The sequence below is a fragment of the Rhodococcus sp. KRD197 genome, assembly GCF_017168235.1.
GTDB lineage: Bacteria > Actinomycetota > Actinomycetes > Mycobacteriales > Mycobacteriaceae > Rhodococcoides.
Genome location: NZ_JABFAO010000016.1, coordinates 38,473 through 62,920 on the forward strand (window position 1 = coordinate 38,473; position 24,448 = coordinate 62,920).

21 protein-coding genes and 1 pseudogene are annotated in these 24,448 nt (G+C 63.7%); 14 read left to right on the forward strand and 8 right to left on the reverse strand.

Features of this window, described 5'->3' with window-relative positions; translation table 11 throughout:
- Positions 1 to 43: 43 nt before the first annotated feature.
- The 9 genes and pseudogenes from trpB to J1M86_RS22145 form a co-directional block, all read left to right on the forward strand.
- Entirely contained in the window at positions 44 to 1,357 is a 1,314-nt protein-coding gene (gene trpB, locus J1M86_RS22105; protein WP_075840596.1) for a tryptophan synthase subunit beta, read from the forward strand.
- The gene (gene trpA, locus J1M86_RS22110; RefSeq protein ID WP_206511383.1) at positions 1,354 to 2,157 is read left to right on the forward strand and encodes a tryptophan synthase subunit alpha; all 804 of its coding nucleotides are present in this window, start codon (positions 1,354 to 1,356) and stop codon (positions 2,155 to 2,157) included. The genes trpB and trpA overlap by 4 nt, the downstream gene beginning before the upstream one ends.
- An 8-nt stretch (positions 2,158 to 2,165) precedes the next feature.
- On the forward strand, positions 2,166 to 3,227 hold the full coding sequence (gene lgt, locus J1M86_RS22115; protein WP_206511511.1) for a prolipoprotein diacylglyceryl transferase: 1,062 nt from the start codon (positions 2,166 to 2,168) through the stop codon (positions 3,225 to 3,227).
- The gene (locus tag J1M86_RS22120; RefSeq protein WP_206511384.1) at positions 3,224 to 4,177 is read left to right on the forward strand and encodes a TM2 domain-containing protein; all 954 of its coding nucleotides are present in this window, start codon (positions 3,224 to 3,226) and stop codon (positions 4,175 to 4,177) included. Before lgt ends, J1M86_RS22120 begins: the two co-directional genes overlap by 4 nt.
- Positions 4,178 to 4,428: 251 nt before the next feature.
- Positions 4,429 to 9,012, forward strand: coding sequence for a glutamate synthase large subunit (gene gltB / locus J1M86_RS22125; RefSeq protein ID WP_206511512.1), 4,584 nt, complete (start codon positions 4,429 to 4,431; stop codon positions 9,010 to 9,012).
- Positions 9,005 to 10,510 (forward strand): glutamate synthase subunit beta, encoded by a 1,506-nt coding sequence (locus tag J1M86_RS22130; protein ID WP_075840597.1) that lies wholly within the window; start codon positions 9,005 to 9,007, stop codon positions 10,508 to 10,510. Before gltB ends, J1M86_RS22130 begins: the two co-directional genes overlap by 8 nt.
- Positions 10,511 to 10,646: 136 nt before the next feature.
- A complete protein-coding gene (gene pyk, locus J1M86_RS22135) occupies positions 10,647 to 12,065 on the forward strand; it encodes a pyruvate kinase (RefSeq protein WP_206511385.1) in 1,419 nt (472 codons plus the stop codon).
- Positions 12,066 to 12,119: 54 nt separating this feature from the next.
- A complete protein-coding gene (locus tag J1M86_RS22140) occupies positions 12,120 to 13,022 on the forward strand; it encodes an acyl-CoA thioesterase II (RefSeq protein ID WP_206511513.1) in 903 nt (300 codons plus the stop codon).
- 105 nt (positions 13,023 to 13,127) lie between these two features.
- A pseudogene (locus tag J1M86_RS22145) lies at positions 13,128 to 14,060 on the forward strand (glycosyltransferase 87 family protein); the annotation flags it as partial.
- Between the two features lie 288 nt (positions 14,061 to 14,348).
- On the opposite strand, the gene J1M86_RS22150 reads toward J1M86_RS22145, so the two are convergent.
- Positions 14,349 to 14,846 carry a DNA-deoxyinosine glycosylase gene (locus J1M86_RS22150; RefSeq protein ID WP_206511386.1) on the reverse strand — a complete coding sequence of 166 codons (498 nt, stop codon included), beginning with the start codon at positions 14,844 to 14,846 and terminating at the stop codon, positions 14,349 to 14,351.
- Positions 14,847 to 14,906: 60 nt separating this feature from the next.
- Between J1M86_RS22150 and J1M86_RS22155 the strand changes: the two genes are divergently transcribed.
- Positions 14,907 to 15,092, forward strand: a complete 186-nt coding sequence (locus tag J1M86_RS22155) for a hypothetical protein (protein ID WP_139318270.1) — start codon at positions 14,907 to 14,909, stop codon at positions 15,090 to 15,092.
- A gap of 2 nt (positions 15,093 to 15,094) precedes the next feature.
- Here the strand turns inward: J1M86_RS22155 and J1M86_RS22160 are convergent, their stop codons facing one another.
- Genes J1M86_RS22160 through J1M86_RS22170 form a run of 3 tightly spaced genes read right to left on the reverse strand, consistent with a single transcriptional unit; the run spans position 15,095 to position 16,169 of the window.
- Positions 15,095 to 15,568, reverse strand: coding sequence for an anthrone oxygenase family protein (locus J1M86_RS22160; RefSeq protein WP_206511387.1), 474 nt, complete (start codon positions 15,566 to 15,568; stop codon positions 15,095 to 15,097).
- Positions 15,565 to 15,702: a hypothetical protein gene (locus J1M86_RS22165; protein ID WP_206511388.1), complete on the reverse strand. Its 138-nt coding sequence runs from the start codon at positions 15,700 to 15,702 to the stop codon at positions 15,565 to 15,567. Before J1M86_RS22165 ends, J1M86_RS22160 begins: the two co-directional genes overlap by 4 nt.
- Complete coding sequence (locus J1M86_RS22170; protein WP_206511389.1) at positions 15,699 to 16,169, reverse strand: NAD(P)H-binding protein; 471 nt, start codon at positions 16,167 to 16,169, stop codon at positions 15,699 to 15,701. The genes J1M86_RS22165 and J1M86_RS22170 overlap by 4 nt, the downstream gene beginning before the upstream one ends.
- 70 nt (positions 16,170 to 16,239) lie before the next feature.
- On the opposite strand from J1M86_RS22170, the gene J1M86_RS22175 reads away from it, so the two are divergent.
- Positions 16,240 to 17,226 carry an AraC family transcriptional regulator gene (locus tag J1M86_RS22175; protein ID WP_206511390.1) on the forward strand — a complete coding sequence of 329 codons (987 nt, stop codon included), beginning with the start codon at positions 16,240 to 16,242 and terminating at the stop codon, positions 17,224 to 17,226.
- Between the two features lie 16 nt (positions 17,227 to 17,242).
- Here the strand turns inward: J1M86_RS22175 and J1M86_RS22180 are convergent, their stop codons facing one another.
- The 4 genes from J1M86_RS22180 to J1M86_RS22195 all read right to left on the reverse strand — a co-directional run bounded on the left by J1M86_RS22180 (position 17,243) and on the right by J1M86_RS22195 (position 21,004).
- Positions 17,243 to 17,971, reverse strand: coding sequence for an AAA family ATPase (locus J1M86_RS22180; protein ID WP_075840611.1), 729 nt, complete (start codon positions 17,969 to 17,971; stop codon positions 17,243 to 17,245).
- Between the two features lie 448 nt (positions 17,972 to 18,419).
- Complete coding sequence (locus J1M86_RS22185; protein ID WP_139318284.1) at positions 18,420 to 18,785, reverse strand: helix-turn-helix transcriptional regulator; 366 nt, start codon at positions 18,783 to 18,785, stop codon at positions 18,420 to 18,422.
- A gap of 227 nt (positions 18,786 to 19,012) precedes the next feature.
- The gene (locus J1M86_RS22190) at positions 19,013 to 20,260 is read right to left on the reverse strand and encodes a KasA/KasB family beta-ketoacyl-ACP synthase (protein WP_206511514.1); all 1,248 of its coding nucleotides are present in this window, start codon (positions 20,258 to 20,260) and stop codon (positions 19,013 to 19,015) included.
- Positions 20,261 to 20,404: 144 nt separating this feature from the next.
- The gene (locus tag J1M86_RS22195) at positions 20,405 to 21,004 is read right to left on the reverse strand and encodes a hypothetical protein (protein ID WP_206511391.1); all 600 of its coding nucleotides are present in this window, start codon (positions 21,002 to 21,004) and stop codon (positions 20,405 to 20,407) included.
- A gap of 297 nt (positions 21,005 to 21,301) precedes the next feature.
- Here J1M86_RS22195 and J1M86_RS22200 point away from each other — a divergent pair, with 297 nt between their 5' ends.
- From J1M86_RS22200 to J1M86_RS22210, 3 genes are all read left to right on the forward strand, one after another.
- A complete protein-coding gene (locus tag J1M86_RS22200; protein ID WP_083668039.1) occupies positions 21,302 to 22,030 on the forward strand; it encodes a hypothetical protein in 729 nt (242 codons plus the stop codon).
- Positions 22,031 to 22,107: 77 nt separating this feature from the next.
- Positions 22,108 to 23,994, forward strand: coding sequence for a phosphoenolpyruvate carboxykinase (GTP) (locus tag J1M86_RS22205; RefSeq protein ID WP_206511392.1), 1,887 nt, complete (start codon positions 22,108 to 22,110; stop codon positions 23,992 to 23,994).
- Between the two features lie 11 nt (positions 23,995 to 24,005).
- The gene (locus J1M86_RS22210; RefSeq protein ID WP_307786713.1) at positions 24,006 to 24,386 is read left to right on the forward strand and encodes a DUF5313 family protein; all 381 of its coding nucleotides are present in this window, start codon (positions 24,006 to 24,008) and stop codon (positions 24,384 to 24,386) included.
- The last annotated feature ends 62 nt before the right edge of the window (positions 24,387 to 24,448 follow it).

A 24,448-nucleotide genomic window follows, 5' to 3' on the forward strand; every position in this document is an offset into this window, starting at 1 on the left:
CCCCGAACGCCGATGCTGGGGGCTGTTGGGGCAGACTGGATGGGTGAGCAGCGACCTATCGACACCTCTTTCCAAAGGCGGCGATCTTCCTCGGGCGAGCCTGGGGCTGACCGACCGTAGCCCGCACGATCCCGACGTCGGCGGCCATTTCGGAGTCTACGGCGGACGTTTCGTACCGGAGGCGCTGATGGGCGTCATCGAAGAGGTCACCGCCGAGTACGACAAGGTTCGAAGCGACAGCGAGTTTCTCGCCGAGCTCGACCGGTTGCAGCGCGACTACACCGGTCGGCCGTCGCCGGTGTTCGAAGCTACGCGTCTGTCGGAGCACGCGGGTGGAGCCCGCATCCTGCTCAAGCGGGAAGATCTCAATCACACGGGTTCGCACAAGATCAACAATGTTCTCGGGCAGGTGCTGCTCGCGAAGCGAATGGGTAAAACGCGGGTCATCGCCGAAACAGGTGCCGGTCAACACGGTGTTGCCACCGCAACTGCGTGCGCATTGCTCGGACTCGAATGTGTCGTTTACATGGGCGAGGTCGACACCGAGCGTCAGGCGCTCAATGTCGCCCGCATGAGACTGCTCGGATCGTCCGTCGTCGCGGTCAAATCCGGCTCGCGCACCTTGAAGGACGCAATCAACGAAGCGCTCCGCGACTGGGTTGCACACGCCGACGACACCTACTACTGCTTCGGCACAGTGGCAGGTCCGCATCCCTTCCCGGCAATGGTCCGCGACTTTCAGCGCATCATCGGCCTGGAGGCGCGAGCGCAGGTCTTGGCCTCGACCGGTCGTCTACCTGACGCGATCGCGGCGTGCGTCGGCGGCGGATCGAATGCGATCGGAATCTTCCACGCATTCATCGACGATCCGTCCGTACGCCTCGTGGGATTCGAAGCTGCCGGCGACGGCGTCGAAACCGGTCGGCACGCGGCCACCATCAGTGGGGGCTCGCCCGGCACGCTGCACGGAACGTATTCCTACCTGTTGCAGGACGAGGACGGGCAAACCGTGGAAAGTCACTCCATCTCTGCCGGTCTCGACTATCCAGGGGTCGGTCCCGAGCACTCTCACCTGCACGACATCGGTCGGGCCGAATACCGGGGTATCACCGATACCGAGGCAATGGAGGCATTCCGGCTGCTGAGCCGGACCGAGGGAATCATTCCTGCGATCGAATCCGCCCACGCCGTGGCCGGAGCATTGAAGCTGGGACAGGAGATGGGTCCGGACGCGATCATCCTCGTGAACCTCTCCGGACGTGGTGACAAAGACGTGGACACCGCCGCCGAGTGGTTCGGGCTGGTGGACGCCCGCGGCGAAGCCAAGGTCGACGACGAAAAGGGTGAGCCAGCATGACCGAACGGCGTTCCAGGCTCGCGGATACATTCGACAAGTGCCGTGCCGAAAACCGCGCTGCACTGGTCGGATATCTCCCTGCGGGGTTCCCGACCGTCCCCAAGTCCATCGAGGTGTTCGAGACGATGGTCGCGAACGGATGCGACATCGTCGAGGTCGGAATTCCCTACTCGGACCCCGTGATGGACGGCCCGACGATCCAAGCCGCAGCCGACACAGCCTTACGTGCAGGGGCGCGGGTGCGCGATGTGTTCACCGTCGTCGAGAAGGTGTCGGCCGCAGGTGGCAAGGCCGTCGTGATGACGTACTGGAATCTGGTGATGCACTACGGGGTCGATGCGTTCGCGCGCGATCTGGCTGCAGCAGGTGGGCTGGGGATCATCACGCCCGACCTCATTCCGGACGAGGCCGGCGCGTGGATCGAGGCGTCGGATGCTCACGATCTCGACCGCATCTTTCTCCTCGCCCCGTCCTCGACGGAGGAGCGAATCGCGAGCACTGTCGCGGCGAGCCGCGGCTTCGTCTACGCCGCATCGACCATGGGTGTCACCGGTGCGCGTGACGCGGTGTCCTCCGCGGCACCGGAATTGACCGAGCGGATACGCCGTCACTCGGACATTCCGGTCGGTGTCGGTCTCGGTGTCCGGTCCGGTGCACAGGCAGCCGAGATAGCGCAGTACGCCGACGCGGTCATTGTCGGATCCGCGCTGGTCACCGCCGTGGACAACGGTCTGGGCGCGGTCGCCGAACTCACGAGCGAACTCGCCGAGGGTGTTCGTTCGGCTAGCCTGGCTTCGTGATCACCGGCATGTCGCCTTCGACGGCAATTCTCGCGTACATTCCAAGCCCGCCACAGGGCGTCTGGTACATAGGGCCGATCGCATTGCGGGCCTACGCACTGTTCATCATCGCCGGTATCGTCGTCGCCGTCGTCTGGGGTGATCGACGATGGGTCGCCCGTGGGGGAACAAAGGGCACAGTTCTCGACGTCGCGGTGTGGGCAGTGCCGTTCGGTCTGCTCGGTGGCCGTCTTTACCATGTCGCAACAGACTGGAGCACCTACTTCGGTCCGGGCGGTGATCCGGTGCAAGCTCTGGCGATCTGGAACGGCGGTCTCGGGATCTGGGGTGCGGTCGCGCTCGGTGGCGTCGGAGCCTGGATTGCATGTCGCCGACGAGGAATCCCGCTACCGGCCTTCGGTGATGCCGTAGCGCCGCCGATCTTGCTTGCGCAAGCCATCGGTCGCCTCGGCAATTACTTCAACCAGGAACTGTACGGCCGCGAGACCACCAGGCCGTGGGGTCTCGAGATCTACCAGCGCGTCGACGACTCCGGTCGAGTCGACTCCCTGGCCGGGGTATCGACCGGTTTCGTGGACAAAGTCGTGCACCCGACGTTCCTGTACGAGATGCTGTGGAGCCTCGCTGTCGTTGTGCTGCTGGTGATCGTGGACCGCCGCTACGCCATCGGGCACGGCCGGTTGTTCGCGCTGTACGTGGCGGGCTACTGCGCCGGCCGATTCTGGGTCGAGCTGCTCCGCGACGACTACGCGACCGAGATCGCCGGCATCCGCATCAACACCTTCACTGCGGGCATCGTGTTCGTCCTCGCTGTCGTGTACATCGTGCTGGCGAAGAAGGGACGAGAGGACCCGGAAACTCTGCGGTCGAACGACGACGTCCGCGAAACCGAAGACAGTGTGGACACCGATTCGGTAGAAGGCGATTCCGTGGACACCGGTTCCGTGGACACCGAGGCCGTGGACACCGATTCCGTGGACACCGAGGCCGTCGGGAGCAACGTAGTCAACGGCACTCCGGGAGCAGCCGACCCGGATGAAAAGTCGAAACGCAACGAGGAGCACACATGACCGAGTCAGGTGACAAGTCAGGATCCGACGATACGTCGCGGTTCGAGGACAGCTCTGGTTCCGCCAACCCGTCGGAATCCGACCCACAAACGCGGCCCGAGTTCGGTTCCGCATTCGACTACGACGCGACCGCAGAGGCGTCGTTGTCGGCGCCACCCGCGACCTCCGACGTCGGACCCGTCACCGGCGCTACAGGTTCCGGTTCCGGATCCGGCCCGGGTTGGGACGTGCACTCCGGAGTAGGTAACGGTCCCGGATGGGGCGAAACTCCGAGCTATCCGCCGCCCAGCGCATCCGAGACGGCGCCGATCTCCGACAAGGGGCAGGGCGCGGACGACACCGATCAGACGGGACCGCAGCAGGCATCGTCGATCAGCTTCGACAAGCCCGGCCGCGATGACAGCAACCGTGACGACACCCCCGGCGGCTACGGGGGAGGGTGGACCGGTTCGGCCCAGGGCCCGGTGTACGGGCCGCCGGATCCGAATTACTCGCAGAGCGAGCAGCAGCAGGGATACCCGCCTCCGGGAGCTGGCTACAGCGGTCAACAGGGTTACAGCGGCCAGCAGGGTTACAGCGGCCAGCAGGGCTATGGCGGTCAGCAGGGTTACAGCGGTCAGCAGGGCTATGGCCCACCACCCGGGTATCCGGTGCCCGGCGGCTACCCGGGTGGGCCATACGCAGTGGATCCGGCAGCGCCCTACGGCCGTCACCCCATGACCGGCGAACCCTACTCCGACAAGTCCAAATTGACCGGCGGACTTCTCGGGATTCTGCTGGGTCCCTTCGGTGCAGGACGCTTCTACCTCAATCAGCCCGGAATCGCGGTCGCTCAAATCGCGGTTACCTGGCTCACGTGTGGCATCGGCGGTATCTGGCCGATCATCGACGGAATCATGATGCTCACCGGGAACATTCGCGACGAGCATGGTCGTCCCCTGCGTGACTGATCGCCCGCAACGAGGCTGTTGATTTACTGCTGCATCGGACGCTGCGGTACGCTGCAAATATTCGGCCACGTCGGCCGGATTCCTTCGCGGGCCAGAGCTGTCCCGGTAAGACCCGTTCGTTTCGAAAGTTCACTTGCGACCGTCGATTTTCGCAGGTGAACGTCAGCGGAGTCGCCGAGGACGCGTGGTGGCCCCGAACTGGTGCCGGACGATCCGTGAGCGCCTTCCTGGCCAAGAGGGAGGTGGCTGACTTGCTGTTCTCACAACTGCCTGCGAAGCAAGGCCTGTACGACCCTGCCCAGGAAAAGGACTCCTGTGGCGTCGCCATGATCGCCGACATCGCGGGGCGCCGGTCGCACGGGATCGTCGCCGACGGAGTGCTCGCGCTGGAGAATCTGGAACACCGAGGCGCAGCAGGAGCCGAGCCGAACAGCGGAGACGGCGCCGGGATTCTCATCCAGTTGCCCGTCGAGTTGCTGGCCTCACTGGTCGATTTCGCGCTGCCGAGCCCAACCGACGACGGTGAGAATACTTACGCTGCGGGCATCTGTTTCCTTCCGCAGGGAGTCCGTGAGAGGTCTGCCGCCGTCGAGCGAGTCGAGTCCATCGCCGTCGAGGAGGGTCTGGAGCTACTCGGCTGGCGCACTGTGGACGTCGACCCGGACGCCGCCGATGTGGGTGTCACCGCGCTCGGTTGCATGCCGCACATGTCGTATCTCTTCGTCGCTGCTCCCGAACGCGATGGACAGCGCCCCGGCGGTCTCGAACTGGATCGTCTGGTGTTCGGTCTACGCAAGCGCGCCGAACGGGTGACGCCCGAGATCGAGGCTGCCGGAACGGGCCTGTTCTTCCCGTCGCTGTCTGCTCGCACCATCGTCTACAAGGGCATGCTCACCACGATGCAGCTGCCCCTGTACTTTCCGGACCTACGAAACCCGTTGTGCAGTAGCGCGATCGCAATCGTGCACAGCCGCTTCTCGACCAATACCTTTCCATCCTGGCCGCTTGCGCATCCGCACCGCTACCTCGCCCACAACGGCGAGATCAACACCGTCAAGGGCAATCGAAATCGGATGCGAGCACGGGAGGCGATGCTGGCCAGCGACCTCATCCCGGGTGATCTGCGGCGTCTGTTCCCGATCTGCAATCCCGAGGGCTCCGACTCGGTCTCGCTCGACGAGGTTCTCGAGCTTCTGCATCTCGGTGGCCGCAGCGTGCCGCACGTGGTGATGATGATGGTGCCCGAGCCCTGGGAGAACCACCGAAGCATGGATCCGCAGGTGCAGGCGTTCTACCAGTTCCATGCCTCGATCATGGAGGCGTGGGACGGTCCTGCGTGTGTGACGTTCACCGACGGCGCCTATGTTGGTGCGGTCCTCGACCGCAACGGGCTTCGGCCGGGGCGTTGGTGGAAGACCGTCGACGGTCGAGTCATTCTCGCCAGCGAAGCGGGCGTGCTCGACGTCCCACAGGCCGAGATCGTCGCCAAGGGGCGGTTGGAGCCGGGCAAGATGTTCCTCATCGACACCGCGGCGGGCCGGATGGTTCCCGACGAAGAAATCAAGATGCAACTCGCGCTCGAACACCCGTACCAGGAGTGGCTGCATGCGGGTCTGCTCGATGTCGCGAGCCTGCCCGAGCGTGCACACGTTCAGTACAACCACGATTCGGTGGTCCGCCGGCAGGTTGCGTTCGGATACACCGAGGAAGATCTGCGTGTCGTACTGACCCCGATGGCCGCATCGGGCGGCGAACCGCTCGGTTCGATGGGAAGCGACACACCCACGGCTGTGCTCTCGCAGCGCTCGCGTCAGCTCTACGACTACTTCGTCGAGCTGTTCGCGCAGGTGACCAATCCGCCGCTCGATTCTATTCGCGAGGAAGTCGTCACCTCACTTGCTCGCGTGATGGGCCCGGAGCAGAACCTGCTCGAGCCCACCGCCGCTTCGTGCCGCCAGATCGTGCTGTCGCGGCCGGTGCTCGACAACGACGAGCTCAACAAGATCATCCACATCGACGAGGACGGCGAGCACCCAGGACTGTCGGCGACAGTGCTGCGCGGCCTCTACGAGGTCGAGCGCGGCGGTGAGGGTCTGGCCGAGGCCATCGAGGAACTGCGGCGCAGTGCCAGCGACGCGATCGCCTCGGGCTATCGCACCCTTGTCATCTCCGACCGAGACTCCGACCACACCTACGCACCGATTCCGTCGCTGTTGGCGACCGCCGCGGTACACCACCATCTGGTGCGCACCAAGGAACGCACCAAGGTGGCGCTGGTGGTGGAATCGGGCGACGCTCGCGAGGTTCACCATCTCGCGCTTCTCATCGGCTACGGCGCTGCGGCAGTCAACCCCTATCTCGCCATGGAATCGATCGAGGACCTCGTGGCAGAGGGAGAGCTCACCGGCGTCGAATCGACTGTTGCGGTGCGCAATTACCTGTATGGGTTGGGCAAAGGCGTGCTGAAGGTGATGTCGAAGATGGGCATCTCGACGGTGGGTTCGTACACCGGAGCGCAGGTGTTCGAAGCCATCGGTCTCGACAAGGAAGTCGTACGGGAGTACTTCAAGGGCACGGTGAGCACGCTCGGCGGTGTCGGGCTGGACGTGCTGGCCGAAGAGGTCAAGGTTCGGCACCGTCGTGCCTACCCGGAGAACCCGACCGATCGCGTGCATCGTCGACTCGACATCGGGGGCGAATACCAGTTCCGCCGTGAGGGCGAGCTGCATCTGTTCACACCGGAAACGGTGTTCCTCTTGCAGCACGCGACGCGGACCGGCCGCTACGACGTGTTCCAGAAGTACAGCAGCGAGGTCGATCGACTCACCCGCGAAGGCGGAGCGCTGCGTGGACTGTTCGGATTCAAGGACGGTGTGCGTGAGCCCGTGCCGCTGGACGAGGTCGAATCGGCGGAGGCGATCGTCACCCGGTTCAACACGGGTGCGATGAGCTACGGTTCGATCTCGGCCGAAGCCCACGAGACCATGGCTGTGGCGATGAACAGGCTCGGTGGACGCTCGAATTCGGGCGAGGGCGGTGAGGACACGGATCGGCTGTACGACGACGAGCGTCGAAGCGCGGTCAAGCAGGTCGCGAGCGGTCGTTTCGGTGTCACCAGCGACTACCTCGTCAATGCGACCGATATTCAGATCAAGATGGCGCAGGGAGCCAAACCCGGTGAGGGCGGCCAATTGCCGGGCTTCAAGGTCTACCCCTGGGTTGCGAAGACACGCCATTCCACGCCCGGAGTCGGCTTGATCTCGCCGCCACCGCATCACGACATCTATTCGATCGAGGACCTCGCGCAGCTCATTCACGATCTGAAGAACGCCAACGACAAGGCCCGGGTTCACGTCAAGCTCGTCAGCTCGGTCGGTGTCGGAACCGTCGCCACCGGCGTCAGCAAGGCTCACGCCGACGTGGTACTCATCTCCGGTTACGACGGTGGCACCGGCGCAGCGCCACTGACCTCGCTCAAACATGCCGGCGCGCCATGGGAGATCGGTCTCGCCGATGCGCAGCAGACCCTGGTGCTCAACGGTTTGCGCGACAGGATCACCGTCCAGTGCGACGGCGGGCTGCGAACGGGCCGCGACGTCATCATCGCTGCCCTCCTCGGCGCCGAGGAGTTCGGCTTCTCCACAGCACCGCTCATCGTGTCCGGCTGCATCATGATGCGCGTCTGCCACCTCGACACCTGCCCGGTGGGGGTGGCTACCCAGAATCCCGAACTGCGAAAACGATTCACCGGCAAGCCCGAGTTCGTGGAGGACTTCTTCCGATTCGTGGCCGAGGATGTGCGTCGCTATCTGGCTCAGCTGGGCTTTCGCAGTATCGACGAGGCGGTCGGCCACGCGGATGCCCTCGAGACCGCCGAAGGGGTCGCGCACTGGAAGAGCAAGGGACTGGACCTGTCTCCGATCTTCGCGATGCCCAAGGATCCACACGGCGCGCCGATGACTCAGCGTCGTCGTCTACGCGGACAGGACCATGGACTCGACCTGGCGCTGGACCGGACGCTGATTCAGCTCGCCGAGGGCGCGCTCGAAGACGCGCACCCGGTCAAGCTCGAACTGCCGGTGCGCAACGTCAACCGCACCGTCGGAACGTTGTTGGGCTCCGAGGTGACTCGCCGGTACGGGGGAGCGGGATTGCCGGATGACACGGTCCGCATCGAACTCACCGGTTCCGCGGGGCAGTCGCTCGGAGCTTTCCTACCTCCGGGCATCACCATCGATCTTGTCGGCGACGCCAACGACTATGTGGGCAAGGGTCTTTCCGGCGGTCGACTGATCGTGCGGCCGTCTCCCGATGCGACGTTCGTCGCCGAGGACAACGTCATCGCCGGCAACACCATCCTCTATGGTGCGACCGCAGGAGAGGTGTTCCTTCGTGGACGTGTGGGAGAGCGCTTCGCGGTGCGCAACTCGGGCGCGACAGCGGTCAACGAAGGCGTCGGTGACCATGCGTTCGAGTACATGACGGGTGGCCGTGTGGTGGTGCTCGGGCCCACCGGGCGAAACATGGCGGCAGGGATGTCGGGCGGCATCGCCTACGTCCTCGGTTTGGACGAGAGCCAGGTCAACATGGCCATGGTGTCGCTGCAGAAGCCGAATCCCGACGACCTAGCGTGGCTCAAGGACACCGTCGGCGATCACCTTGCCTGGACGGGTTCGGCAGTGGCTGCGTCGCTGCTCGCCGACTGGCCGCGGCGGTCGGCATCGTTCACCAAAATCATGCCCGTCGATTACCAGCGGGTGCTGGAGGCGACATCGATGGCGCGCGCCGAAGGGCGCGACGTCGATTCTGCGATCATGGAGGCAGCACGTGGCTGATCCGCGAGGTTTTCTCGAAGTTGCACGGCAGGAGGCCGCGAAGCGGCCGGTCGCCGAGCGTGTCAAGGACTGGAACGAGGTCTACTCCCAGCAGCCCGCTTCCGAGCGTGCCGAGGATGTATCGGTTCAGGCGCGTCGGTGCATGGACTGCGGAATCCCGTTCTGTCACTCCGGAACTGCAGGTTGCCCGCTGGGCAATCTGATTCCCGAGTGGAACGATCTCGTTCGGCGTGGCCGGTGGGATGCGGCCAGCGATCGCCTGCACGCGACCAACAACTTTCCCGAATTCACCGGCCGGGTCTGTCCTGCGCCGTGCGAGTCTGCGTGCGTGCTCTCGATTTCCGAGAGTGAGACCGGTGGCAGCGTGACGATCAAGCGCATCGAGCAGACCATCGCCGATCTGGCGTGGGATTCGGGCTCGGTCGTGCCGCAGGCGCCGACGATCAACACGGGCAAGCGCGTGGCCGTCGTCGGTTCCGGGCCGGCCGGCCTGGCTGCCGCGCAACAGCTTACCCGCGCGGGCCACGATGTGACCGTCTACGAGCGCGACGATCGGCTCGGTGGTCTGCTCCGGTACGGGATTCCTCAGTTCAAGCTCGAAAAGTCCGTGCTGGATCAGCGGTTGATGCAGATGCGGGCCGAGGGAACCCATTTCGTCACCGACTGTGAGGTGGGCGTCGATTTCACCGTCGAGCAGCTGCAGCAGACATACGACGCGGTCATCTTGGCGGTAGGGGCTCTGCGGGCGCGGGACAACACCGAGGTCGAGGGACGCGAACTCGACGGTATTCACTTGGCGATGGAGCACCTGGTGCCCTCGAACAAGGAGTGTGAGGGCGACGGTCCGACGTCCATCACAGCTAAGGACAAGCACGTCGTCATCATCGGTGGCGGTGACACCGGGGCCGATTGCCTCGGAACGGCGCATCGACAAGGTGCGGCGTCGGTGACTCAGCTCGACTACAACCAACCGCTGCCGGACATGCGCGACGATTCGACATCGCCGTGGCCTGCGTGGCCACTGGTGCTGCGAACCTCGCCCGCGCACGCCGAGGGTGGCGTGGTCCGTCATCAGGTTGCGGTGCAACGGTTCTTGGGTGACGGCAACGGCCACGTTCGCGCGATGGTGCTGGCGGAGGTGGAGGTGCAGCGCGACGAGGACGGTCGGCGGATCATCACCCCGATCGGGGAGGAGATCGAACTTCCCTGTGACCTGGCACTGTTCGCGATCGGTTTCGAGGGTGTCGAACACGGACAGCTGCTCGATGATTACGGGCTGACGCTGACACGTCGGGGCTCGCTCTCGTGCGGGACCGACTGGCAGACGAGCGCGCCCGGCGTGTTCGTCTGCGGTGACGCGCACCGAGGTGCCTCGCTCGTGGTGTGGGCTATCGCGGAGGGGCGGTCCGCCGCGCACGGCGTCGACGCCTTCCTCACCGGACGGTCGGATCTGCCGTCTCCGGTGCACCCGACGGCACTGCCGCTCGCGGTGGTCTGACTGTTCTCCGGAAGCGCCGGAGTCTGAACCGATCCAGGATCGTTGAGCAGTGGCTTCTCGAGGCTACTGATCGGTAGTGTGTCGTCGGACCCCTCTGCCATAGAGAAGCAGCGGGGTACCGGCTACGCTCGTGTCCGTGAGCCGACGTACTAAGATCGTTTGCACCCTTGGACCTGCGACCGCCACCAGTGAGCGCATCCGCGAACTCGTCGAGAGTGGCATGGATGTCGCCAGATTGAACTTCAGCCATGGTGACCACCCGGATCACCAGGCGAACTACGAAAGAGTCCGCGAAGCATCGAATGCCACCGGCAAAGCCGTTGGCATTCTTGCCGACCTTCAGGGACCGAAGATTCGCCTCGGACGATTCGCCGAGGGCAAGACCATCTGGGCCACCGGCGAGTCGGTGCGCATCACCGTCGACGAATGCGAGGGCACTCACGACCGCGTCTCCACCACGTACAAGGAGCTTGCTCAGGACGCCAGCGAAGGCGACCGTCTCCTCGTAGACGACGGCAAGGTCGGCCTCGTCGTCACCGGCGTCGAAGGAAACGACGTGGTGTGCCGTGTCACCGAGGGTGGTCCGGTCAGCAACAACAAGGGTCTGTCCCTGCCCGGGATGAACGTCTCCGTCCCGGCGATGTCCGGAAAGGACATCGCCGACCTCGAGTTCGCACTCGCGCTCGGAGTCGACTTCATCGCACTGTCCTTCGTTCGCTCACCCGCCGACATCGAGCTCGTGCACGCCATCATGGACCGTGTCGGGCGCCGGGTTCCGGTCATCGCCAAGCTCGAGAAGCCGGAAGCCGTCGACAACCTCGAGGCGATCGTGCTGGCCTTCGACGCGGTCATGGTTGCCCGCGGTGATCTCGGCGTGGAGCTGCCGCTCGAACAGGTGCCCCTGGTGCAGAAGCGTGCCATTCAGATTGCGCGCGCCAACGCCAAGCCGGTCATCGTCGCGACCCAGATGCTCGAATCGATGATCGAGAACTCCCGTCCCACCAGAGCCGAAGCATCCGACGTCGCGAACGCTGTGCTCGACGGCACCGACGCGGTCATGTTGTCCGGCGAGACCTCCGTGGGCAAGTACGTCATGGAAACGGTTCGAACGATGGCCCGCATCGTCGAGACCGTCGAGACCGAGGGCGACAGGGTCCCTCCTCTCCCTCATGTCCCGCGCACCAAGCGAGGCGTCATCTCCTACGCCGCGCGCGATATCGGCGAGCGTTTGAATGCGAAGGCTCTCGTGGCCTTCACGTCGTCCGGTGACACCGTACGAAGGCTCGCCCGACTGCACACATCGCTGCCACTTCTCGCCTTCACCTCCATACCCGAGGTGCGTTCGCAGCTCGCGTTGAGCTGGGGGACCGAGACCTTCCTCGTGCCCGAGGTGGCCACCACCGATGCGATGGTGCTCGAGGTGGACAAGGCGCTGTTGCAGCTCGGTCGATACAGCAAGGGCGATCAGGTCGTGATCGTGGCCGGTGCGCCTCCCGGCACAGTAGGCTCGACCAACTTGATCCACGTGCACCGAATAGGAGAAGAGGACCGGTAAGTGAGCGATGCGGGGGGAACAGGGGCTGCCACAGTCCCGAGCGAGACGCCACGGTTGGGCGGTGCTGAGGTGAAGACGGATCTGCAGACACTTCTCGGATTGCTCGAACTCGAGGAGACCGGCGAGGACACGTTCCTGGGGGTACATCCTCGTCAGGTCGGCAGTCGCACCTTCGGCGGTCAGTTGGTGGCGCAGGCGCTCATCGCCGCTGGCCGTACCGTCGCCGGGACGACCCGCGACGTGCACGCGATCAACGCTCACTTCATCAGAGGTGGCGATGTCAAGAAGCCCATCGAGTATCACGTCGCCAGGCATCGCGACGGTCGTGCGTTCGCGAACCGTCAGGTCACCGCGTACCAGGACGGTCACGAGGTGTTCGTGATGCTGGCCGCGTTCCAGGATTTCGGTAAGGGGCTCGAGCACAGCGTCGAGGTTCCGGACGTGCCGTATCCCGACGCCCTCCCGCCGCTCGGGGATCACTTCGTGGGGTACGAGGATCGGCTGCAGATGTTCGTCGATGCGCTCAAGCCGATCGACATGCGCTACGCCAACGATCCCGCCTGGATCTTGCAGGGAACAGGGGAGAGGCTCAATCACAACCGGGTGTGGATGAAGGCCGACGGTGCTCTTCCCGACGACCCCATCTTTCACGCCGCCACGATGGGCTACGCCTCGGATACGACGGTGCTCGATTCCATCATCACCACCCACGGTCTGTCGTGGGGATTCGACCGCATCGTCGCGGCCACGGTCAATCACTCCATCTGGTTCCACCGACCGTTTCGGTTCGACGATTGGGCGCTGTACGCAACCGAGTCCCCGGTCGCGGCCGGTTCACGCGGGCTGGCGACCGGGCGTTTCTTCTCCATGGACGGCCTGTTGCTGGCGACCGTCGTTCAGGAGGGTCTCATCCGCCATTTCCCGAGGAAAACGGCCGGCAAGCCGGTGGAGCAGTAGCTCAGAACACCTGAGCGGCGAGCCCCTAACGATCAGGTCTCGAAACGGAACGACTGGTTCGTGTCGGCCGGTGATTTCCGCAGCATCGTCGTAGCGTGTCGAAACATGACGAGCGTCATTGCGCCAGCTCCTGTTGGTGGGGCTAGGAGGCACGGCCGTGGCGCGGCAGCAGCAGCTGTCGCTGCCGCCGCGCTCGCGCTTGTCGCTCATCTGTACTTTCTCGGTTTTCTCACGCACTTCGGGTTGTTCGGCAATGGCGTCGATGCCGTGGTCTACCGGCACGGCGGTAGCACGGTGCTCAGCGGTGAGGACCTCTATACGTTCTCGCTGTTCGATACGAACCTTCCGTTCACGTATCCGCCGTTTGCGGCGCTTGCGTTCGTCGGGTTGGCGCTGCTGCCTGTAGCGGCGACGATCGTCGTGGTCGACGTCGTGAACGTCGTGCTCCTGTACGTCGCGGTCTTGCTCAGCTGGCGGTTGCTCGGCTACCGAGGCGGCAACACCCACGTCGTCAGTATCTGCTTGGCGATTGCGGCGTCCTGGCTCGAACCGGTGCGCATGACTCTGTGGCTCGGTCAGATCAATCTGCTGCTTCTCGTGCTGGTGCTGTGGGATCTCGGTCGTCCAGAGGGAAGCCGATTGAGGGGCGTGGGCGTAGGGCTCGCTGCGGGGTTCAAGCTCACCCCGGCGTTCTTCATCGTGTACGCAGTGGCCCTGCGGCAGTGGCGCACCGCCGTCGTCGCTGCCGCGACGTTCGCGGGCACCGTGCTCCTGGGGTTCGTGGTGCTGTTCGAGCAGGCATGGTCGTACTGGACCTCTGCGCTGTTCAACTCCGACCGGATCGGTCTGCTGCAATCACCGGCGAACCAGTCTGTGCGCGGCATGCTTGCGCGCGCGTGGCCCGACGGGTCCCCGCCGCTGCTGGTGTGGGTGATCGGCTCGCTGGCGGTCGCTTGCCTCGGCATGTGGGCCGCTGTTCTTGCGCACCGCCGTGGCGCGCGCCTGATGTCGCTGACACTGTGCGGGTTGACAACCCCGATGGTCTCGCCCTTCTCCTGGGGGCATCACTGGGTGTGGTGTGTTCCTCTGACCGTTCTTGCTCTCGATCAGGCATGCCGTGCGTCGTGGCGGTGGCGCTGGGTGCTGCCCGTCGTGGTGATCGCCCCGTTCATTGCCTGGTACTGGACCGCCCCTGAGGGCTTCGCGGTGATCGGTACGTTCATGCTCGCGAAACCGGGAGTGATCGGGCTGCTGTGCAGCAATGCCTACCCCCTGGCATTCGTCATGGTGCTGGCCGGTGTTGTCGCAGCCGCTATTCGTGCGCGATCACTGCGCGGCGACGGCCTGCCACGCCTGCAGCTTCTGTTCGAACGTCATCGACGCGTGCGCCGGGCTCGTCGACGGCAGACGCACGAGAGCGAGGGAAGTCTGTCGAAGCGGCGCCACGTACCTAGAGAAACTGCTCTCGGCCTTGGCGCCGTTGAAGAAGATGCGGTCGATGGCCGGGTGCGCGTCGAGGAACTCAGGAAAGTCGTTGGGCTCGATGGACGATTCGACGATCGCAGAATCCAGACTCCCGTCCCGGGTGCACAGCTTCAGCACGTCCCACACGGCGATCCCGTGGTGTAGAAGCGTCTCCGTCCGCTTCGCGTAGGGCACGGAGAGGCCGGCGCCGAACAGGGCACCCATGATCGGCCAGAATGCGTTGCGCGGATGGGCGTAGTACTCGTCCGCCTGCAGTGAAACTACTCCCGGCATCGAACCGAGGACGAGGGTGTGCGCCGAGTCGTCGGCGATCGGAGGGAAGCTGTGCACCGTGGTCATCGGTCGAGACTCTCACTGATTTCGTACATGTTGTGCGAGGCGGGGCGGGACAATGAACCCATGTTGAATCCACGCGTACTCGACAATCATGAACTCGAAGCGGAACTCGCGGCGCTACGCCGGGGTAGAGATGCGTCGATGGACGAGGGTGCGAGCGAGGCATCCGTCGCCGAGACCGACCTTCTCATCGAGCGTTTCGAGGCGGAGATTCGTGCCCGACACCAGGAGCCGACGGCAGAGGACTGACATCAGGACGCAATGGTGAACAGCACGCACGCCGCGAAGGCCGCGCCCGTTCTGGCGTGGTTCCAGCGTGTCCAGCGGACAAGATAGTTCGACCAAACGTCTGCGTCCGCTTGGTTGCTCGGGTCGACGGCGGCGAGCGCATCGTTGAGCGGAACGTTGATCGCGACAGTGACCAACACACACCCGATCACGTACAACAGTGCGCCTGCCACGATCAGTACTGGTGATCTACTTGCCGAGATCAGTGCGCCGACCGCCGCAGTCGACGCGGCGACCGCAGCGCCGAGGAACAGCGTCAGGAATACAGGCGAAACTATCGCGACGTTGATTCTCTGCATCGTCGCGATTGCGTCCGGCGCGGAGCGAGAACTCAGCGCAGGCATCACGCTGATCGAGAACGCGAGCAGAACGCCTGCGATCGATCCGCAACCTACCGCCGCGACGGTCGTGGCGACGGTGGCGGCCCTGTCGATCACGACGGTGGGCCGACCGGAAGGAGCAGCGAGGACGCGAACTGTTCGAAGCTGGTCGAGGTGGTGTTGACGGCGGTTCGAGGGACGGGGTCGGTCAGTTCCACCGAGAATCCGATCTCGGTGAGCAGCTCGATCATGTTCTCGTACGGCAACTGGACGTAGCTCGCAGTCGCGATCGCCAGGTGCTTAGGTGTAGCGCGTCGGTCACTCCCGCCGCATCGGGGCGGTCCGCACCCAGACTGCTCAACGCTACGACGGAGCGTACTTCACTGTTCTTCAGTGCAGCACAGATGGATTCACCGAGCCGGTCCTGTTCGTCCGAGTACTGCCCGGTGAACGGGTTGCTCGGGACCATCGCGAAAACGGCGTCGCTTCCTTCGAGTGCAGCGGTGAGCCACGTGGTGTCTGCGATGTCGCCGATGCGCACATCTGCGCCGTGTTCGACGAGATGGTCCAGCGCCCCGGCGCCACGCCCGAGGACCCGCACGCGGTGACCCGACTCGACGAGCTCCTGTGCAACCTTGCCATTTACGTGCCCAGAGGCACCGATGATGGTGATCACGATGATGTCCTTTCCTTGTCCTGCGTCCAGCATTTCAACCATGATCAGGACTATCTATGACTATCGGTCGCAGTTTCATGCTTGTTCGTCCAGATTGTCGTACGCTCGGACCATGCGCGGACAGGACCCGTGGGCGTCCGAGGACCCACTCGGTGAAGCTCTGCATTTTCTCCGAATGACGGGTGCCTTCTACTGCCGCTCGGAGTTGTCGGAGCCTTGGGGGCTGGCGATGCCGGAGATGCAGGATTGTCTCTGGTTTCATGTCGTGACCAGCGGACGATGTCGCATCGAGGTGGAGGGCACGGCGACGAGATATCTCGTCCCTGGTGAATTCGCGCTGGTGCCACACGGATTGGGCCATACAGTGTCGAGCGACACCCTGTTGAGCGACAATGAGGCGGGACGCTCGGCGCCGATGGTCCACGACCTACCCCATCACTACATTTCCGATCGTTATGCGGTGCTCGAACACGGCGGCGACGGGCCATCGACGACGCTGATGTGCGGAGCAGTGCGGCTCGATCACCCGTCGGCGACGCAACTCATCTCCTCACTGCCGTCGCTGATCGTCGTCGAATCCGCCCCCGCGCCGCATCTGTCTTGGATGCACAGCACCCTTGGCCTCGTCGCCGAGGAGGCCAAGTATCTGCGCCCCGGAGGCGAAGCAGTCATCACGCGGCTGTCGGACATTCTCGTCATTCAAGCGCTCCGGTCGTGGATCGAGCATGATCCCGCAGCAAAGGTCGGATGGTTGGGCGCTCTACAGGATCCGGCCATCGGCCCCGCCTTGGCTCGGATCCACCGCCAGCCGGACAACCCGTGGACCGTGGCCTCGCTGGCCGCGGAGGTAGCGATGTCGCGTTCGGCATTCTCGGCGCGGTTCACCGCGATGGTCGGGGAGACGCCGATGCGGTATCTGGCCCAGTGGCGGATGCGAACTGCCCAGGAACTCCTCAGATCAGGTGACATGACCGTCGCGGACATCGCAAAGCGGAGTGGCTACCTGTCCGAGGCCGCATTCGCGCGCGCGTTCAAGCGACTACTCGGTGTTTCACCTGGCAGTGTGCGCACGCGCGTCGATGCCTCGGCGATGTCGTGACACTCGGTCGCGGGAGTCAATCGAGCAGGTGGCGCAGATACGATCCGGGATCGTCGAGATAGCGGCGCCAGTGCGCGACGATCTCGAGTCGATCCCACGTGGTTCTGCGTAGTCCGTGGTCGCCGACCTCGATGATGTCTGCGCCGGGGAGCGAGGCGAGGATGGGGGAGTGCGTCGCACACACGACCTGTGAACCGGACTCGGCGAGTTCGTCCATCAGCGCCACCAGGTGCAGGCAGGCGGTGAACGACAATGCGGACTCCGGTTCGTCCAGTACATAGAAGCCGGGGTCTTGGAACATGGCTCGAAAGACCGCGAGGAAGCCTTCGCCGTGGCTCATCGACGCGGTGTCCTCTTCCCAATAACCCGGTACACCTCCGAGATTTTCGGTCATCTCGAACGCCGTCTCGGCGCGCAGGAAGAATCCCTTCTTCTGCAGCCTCGGCCCACGAAGCATTCGAGCCCCACGCGGGGTGGTCTCCAACTCGATCGCCTCGCCTAGCAGTGTCGATATCGTCTCCGAGCGCGGCGGGCGTGACGCTCTGCCGCCACGGGAGTCGAGCTGAAAACCCTCGGCGACCGCCTCGACGATCGTCGACTTACCCGAGCCGTTGTCACCGACGAGAATGGTCACCGGGGTGTCGAACTCCATACCCTCGAGGGCGAGTTGCCGTACCGCCGGCACGGTGAAAGGCCAGTCCGCGGTGAGGTTTTCGGGTCGGACGTAGGCGCGTTCGACGAACACGAATCAATCGGTCACTGGGCGATCGACATATCCCGTCACGTGCTGAGCATCGGCGCTGCACTCATAGAACACCCAGGTGGAGTCCGGGAGATCCGTAGCATCTCCGAACCGGTGGTTGACACGTTGCGCGCACAAAGTGCCTGCGCCCGTGTCGTGGCATCGAAGACTGCTGGGTATGTACATGCCTCCACTGTAGGCGCCCGAGGGGAGTCGGGGTTTTGTGCTGTCTCGCCTTGCGGAGGTTGATTGTAATGGAGAGCTGTATTGATTAATTGCCAAAATACGCAACTGCTAACATAGCAACATACGCCTGGTGTGCACATCCGGGCTGGGAGGTGCACACCAAGCGTTCCTGCCTTGCACTGTCGGTACCCCATGACGAAAGAGTGATGTTGAGTTCCTCTGAGATGGCGTAGTCGAGCAAAGGGAGGCGAGGATTGACGGCGTCCTACCGAGGTGCCTCGCTCACCAAAGGCTCCATGTGCATGGTTTCTTCCAGCATTTCGGCCTGACCAGCGACGACTGTGGTCAAGATCGATCGTGCTATCGCCAGGAGTTCCGCGATGTGCGGAGAAGTGAGGGCATACGACACGGACAGGCCCTCGCGGCGAGCGGTGACCAGACCGGCTCGTTTGAGGATCGACAACTGCTGGGAAAGATTGGCCGGCTCGATCCCGACTTCGGGCAGCATCTCCGAGACCGCGTATTCGCGCGCGCTCAGTAGTTCGAGTACACGGATTCGTGCGGGATGACCCAGAGTCTTGAAGAAGTCGGCCTTCATCTGATAAAGCGGTTGACGCGAGTTGAGAGCCACATCGTTCTCCTGCACTTTGTGATCGGTGATGCTGCCGATTCCCTCAACGCTGTATATATTTGCTGCCTTCCCAACTTCGGACGGTGCAGCGATCGGAAAGCAGATACTTTCTTATCTTAGCAAGAATCTGACTCGGCAGAAGTTCATGACGACGGTGTCCCGCGTCGGGTCGGCAGGCGGACCGAGCTCGCCCGTCGCCGACTGGAAGCGTTCGCCGTGACTGCGGGTCAATACCGGGCGAACGCCAGAGCAACGTTGTGGCCTCCGAAACCGAAGGAGTTGTTGACGGCGTAGTCGATCGTGCCGTATCGGGGTTCACCGGAGACGATGTCGAGTCCGACCGCTGGATCCTGGTCGGTCAGGTTGAGGGTGGGAGGGATGACGCCCTCGCGTACGGACAGGACGGTCAGCGCTGCTTCGATCGCGCCTGCTGCACCGACCGAGTGACCCAGCGCCGACTTGGGTGCGTAGACGGCCGCGTGATCGCCGAGTGCACTGTCGATTGCGCATGCTTCGGACAGGTCGCCGATGCCGGTCGATGTCGCGTGGGCATTGACGTGCTGCACATCCTGGGGGCTCAACCCTGCGACCTCGATAGCTCGTGTGATGGCCCGTGCCGCTCCGCGTCCTTCCGGGTCGGGTGCCACCAGATGATACCCATCGGAGGTGATACCGGCTCCGAGTAGTCGTGCGTGAATGGTCGCTCCGCGTGCGCGTGCGTGATCCTCTGTCTCGAGGACCATCAGTGCTCCTGCCTCGCCGAAGACGAAGCCGTCGCGCTGGACGTCGAATGGCCGGGACGCGCCTTCGGGATCCTCGTTGCGTGTGCTCAGCGCGCGCATCATGGCAAAACTCGCGATGGGGACGGCATCGATATGCCCCTCCACCCCGCCGGCGACCATGATGTCTGCGTCCCCGAACGCCAGCATGCGCCACGCTTGTGCAATGGCTTCGGCCCCCGAAGCGCATGCCGACACAGGGGTCATGACGCCGGCTCCGGCGCCCAATGCCAATCCGACGATCGCCGCGGGGCCGTTGGGCATGACCATCTGCACCGCGAAGGGAGACACTTTGCGGTATCCGCCGGCGCGCATCTTGTCGACGGCGTCGACCAATGCTTCACCCCCTCCCAACCCTGTTCCGATGGAAACCGCCAGCCGGTTCGGATCGACAGAGGGCGAACCGGCATCGGACCACACCCGGCGGCCCAGGGTGGCTGCGAGTTGTTCACCGAACGACATTCGTCGACGTTCCACCCGTTCGAGAAGTGTTCCGGGGTCTACTTTCAGTCGGCCGCCGATTCGGACGGGGAGGTCGTGCTGTGCGAGGAACTCTGCATCGAGATGGCCGATTCCGCTCTTGCCTGCGAGCAGAGACGTCCATGTGTCGTCGAGAGTGCCGGCAAGAGACGTCGTGGCGGCCATCGCGGTGACCACGACCTCTCTGGCCTCGAGAACTCGACCTGTTCGGGGCATTGGTCGTCGCTGGCCGGGCGGGGTGTTGGCATTCATGTTCGAGGTTGTTCCTTATCGCTGGTGCACTGGCGGGGTGGGTCGTTGTACCGTTCGCGGCCTCGGCCCAACAATGTTGCCGGCGTATCCGAGTCGATTCGGTGGCAATCAATTCCTCATTGCGTCACCGCCGGTCGCGAGAATCGTGAGGGCAATTACGCCTGCTGCCGCAACCCATGTCATGTCGGTGCCGATGCAGACGAAGCTCGCTACCGCCACTGTGAACCCCGTTGCGTAGAACGCCAGAGCGGCAGCACCGTTTCCGGTATCGGCGGGCGTTCGTTCGGCCAGATTCATGACCGTTCGTACAGCGACTTCGAATACATCGAGTGCGGCACAGCCGGCGCCGACAGCAATTGCAGCTGCAAACGCAGTGGCCGACGGCGCCATTGTGAAGGTGGCGAGGCATGCCGCGACGAACAGTGCACCGGATGAGAGGGCGAGCGGCCTCGCAGTGTCCTGCTGGTGGCGTCGGGATCGAGCCTGCAGCAGCGCTGCGACGACGACCCCGCATGCGAAACCGGACGCACAAATCGATGCGAACAGCACGAAGTTCAACGCCGAGTCGTACGGTGCTTCAGTGTTCGACGGCGTCGCCCCTCTGTCTCGGCTGTACTGCTCGAGGAGCAGTAAGATCCCGACAGCCTGAACCAGCCCGACTTGCACGGCCGCTGCAGCCGATTGCGTCGATGTCTGTCCGGCTCTCATTCGAGCGATCTCGCCCCTTCCTTGTTGCTCCGGGAAATGCCTGTCGGCGAGCACTCACGGTGACGAGCCCAGCTACATCGACCAACCTACTTGCAAAATTGCGTAAGTACGTACATTATCGATGTAATGGTCCATTCAGTGACGTCAGCCGGTCGGAGGCAAAGAGCTGTGAACAGTCGCACCGATCGCGGCGACATCCCCACATCGAGTACGTCTCGTCGAGTTGCGGTGGTAGGTGTCACCCACAGCTCACGGCGATCCCCGCGAGGTCGGGTAGCCGGTGAGGTCTGGAATGCCATGGAGGACTACGCCCGGTGTCTGCAGGAGCGCACATCGCTCCGTGTGTCGCGTCTTCCGTTGATCGATTGCACCGAACCCGCGGTGGTCGACCGAATATGCAGTCTCGGCAACGACATCGGGATCGTGTTGGTGGTGGGAATGAGCCCGCAGAACTGTGCCGCGCTGGTTCGTCGTGTAGCAGACCGCGGAGGTCCGGTCGTCGTGACCGAGATCGATCTCACGACGATAGCTTTGGCTGCATCGGTGATGTCGGCCCTGGCCCGGCAGGGTGTCATCGGTCGCCGGGGGCGAGTGGTCATCGCTCACCCGGAACGGGCACCGTCGTTGGGCCCACTATTGGCCGAATGCGGAGTCGGCAGTATCACTAGCTGGAATCAGCATGATGCGCAAGACTTTTCGCTGCAACGACTGATCGCACACAACGACCTGCTCGTCGATCTGTCGTCGTTGGCACTCGTGGACGGGGAGTCCGAGCGCACCGTGGGGATCGGTTCCGACCCCGTTGTGGACGCGTCCCTGGCCTTGCCAGGTCTGCTCGAGTCCCTCTCTCGGCACGCGAAACATCGCTTCGGTGTGCCGATTATGGCGTCGAGTGTGCAGGCGCTGGTGCTGTTGACTCCCGCCGGCCGCCTCTTGCCCGATTCGGCCGAGTCGCTCCTGACCGCCGCAGTGAGCCGTTACGTCGACAGGGCGCTCGATTCCCACACGCCCTCGTTCGCCGGATGAGGCACCACAGCGTGCGGGAAGAGGCGACCGAGCTGGAACCAACGATCACCACCGTCCATTCGAAGGAGCACCACACCATGCCCGCATCGATCAGCGTCGATCTCGGTGTCGCCCCGACCGCCCACTCCGAGTTGCTGCACTGGGTCGGTGAGATCGCCGAGCTCACCACTCCAGACCGAATCGTGTGGTGCGACGGCTCGACCGGCGAGTGGGAGCACCTGACATCGATCCTGGTGAACAAGGGGACATTCGTCGAATTGAGTGAACCGAAAAACTCGTTCCGATGCATCTCCGATCCCGAGGACGTGGCCCGCGTCGAAGACCGCACCTTCATCTGTTCGGAACTCGAATCCGACGCGGGGCCGACGAACAATTGGATGGATCCCGTCGACATGACGACGGTGTTGACCGAGGAGTTTCGCGGCGCGATGTCGGGCCGGACGATGTACATCGTCGGGTACTGCATGGGTCCTCTCGCATCCACCGATCCGAAGTTCGGCGTCGAGATCACCGATTCCGAATACGTTGCGGTGTCGATGTCAGTGATGACCCGCACCGGTGCACCCGTGTGGGAACGCATGGGTGACGATGCGTCGTTCGTCAAAGGACTACATTCCGTCGGTGCACCGCTTGCTCCGGGTCAGCAGGATGTGCCGTGGCCGTGCGACCACACCAAGTACATCAGCCATTTCCCGCAGACCCGGACCATCTGGAGTTACGGATCCGGATACGGCGGCAACGCACTGCTGGGCAAGAAATCGTTTTCGCTCCGCATCGCCTCCACGATGGCCCGAGACGAAGGCTGGCTGGCCGAGCACATGCTCATCCTCAAACTCACCTCACCGGACAATGACGTCCGATACATCGCCGCAGCGTTCCCCTCGTCGTGCGGCAAGACCAACCTCGCGATGCTCGAACCGACGCTCGACGGCTGGACCGCGGAAACGATCGGCGACGACATCGCTTGGATGCGCTTCGGCGACGACGGACGGCTCTACGCCACCAACCCCGAAGCAGGCTTTTTCGGTGTTGCACCAGGTACAGGGTGGCACACGAACCCCAACGCCATGCGCACCATCGAACGCGGAAACACCATCTTCACTAACGTCGCACTCACCGACGACGACGGAGTGTGGTGGGAAGGGATGACCGACACCCCACCGGAACACGTGATCGACTGGCGCGGAAACGATTGGACACCGCGCTCGGAAACTTCGGCGGCGCACCCCAACTCGCGCTATTGCACCCCGATCGCGCAATGCCCCACCGCCGCCGCGGAATGGGACGACCCGCGTGGTGTCCCGATCTCGGCCATCTTCTTCGGTGGCCGTCGAGCGTCGACCATCCCGTTGGTCACCGAGGCGTTCGATTGGCAACACGGTGTCTTTCTCGCCTCGGTACTGTCCTCGGAAACCACTGCAGCATCGACAGGAACGGTGGGGGTGGCCCGGCGTGACCCCATGGCAATGTTGCCGTTCATCGGCTACCACGTCGGAGACTATTTTCAGCACTGGCTCGACATCGGAGCGAACGCACCTTCACCGGGGGCTCTGCCGAAGATCTTCTACGTCAACTGGTTTCGACGCGGGGATGACGGAGCCTTTCTGTGGCCGGGGTTCGGTGAGAACCTACGAGTCATCGACTGGGCGTTACGTCGTATCGACGGAGAAGCCGATGCGACAGTGTCGCCACTGGGATACGTTGCCACCCCCGACTCGCTGAACCTGACGGGGCTCGAATTGGACCGGGCGCACCTCGATACCGCGCTGGATGTACGGACAGAAGAATTGCTCGCCGAAGTAGCCCTCATCGACCATTGGTTCGCGAGGATCGGTGGCAACAAACTCCCCGACGCCCTCCGGAAGGAACTCAACTGGCTCAAGACTCGACTGTCCGGCTACCCTCATGGTCTCGTAAACGCGCCGGAACGATCCAGCCACCAGCGACGCGGCGATTCGATATGAAGCCCGGTCCGGTGAGAACTGCGCCGCAGCCCACCGCCCGAGAGATTGCTGGATACGTTTTCTTCGGCCAGCTTCCTGCGCAGTACGCAGACTGGGTGATTCATGACATCACCGGTCCCGGTGCGACACGCCGTTATGCCACACGGTTCATCGTGCCGCTTCTGCCGTTGTTGGTCGGATGCATCTTCGTGCCCGGACCGCTGGTGATTCGAGTGGGCATGGTGCTGATTCTGCTTCTGCCGTTCATCTATTTCATGATTGCTCTGAAGCCGATCTACCAACGACATCGGCTCGTCAGCCACGGGCTCGACCCTGCACTGCTGACCGCCGACAAGCAACACAAGATCGACGACGAAGCCCGCTACACCGCCCGCTACCGAGCCCCCCGCTAGCGCCGATCTGGCATTCAGGCGTATCGGGGAGATAACGCGTCAGACGGCCGATCGAGCCCCGG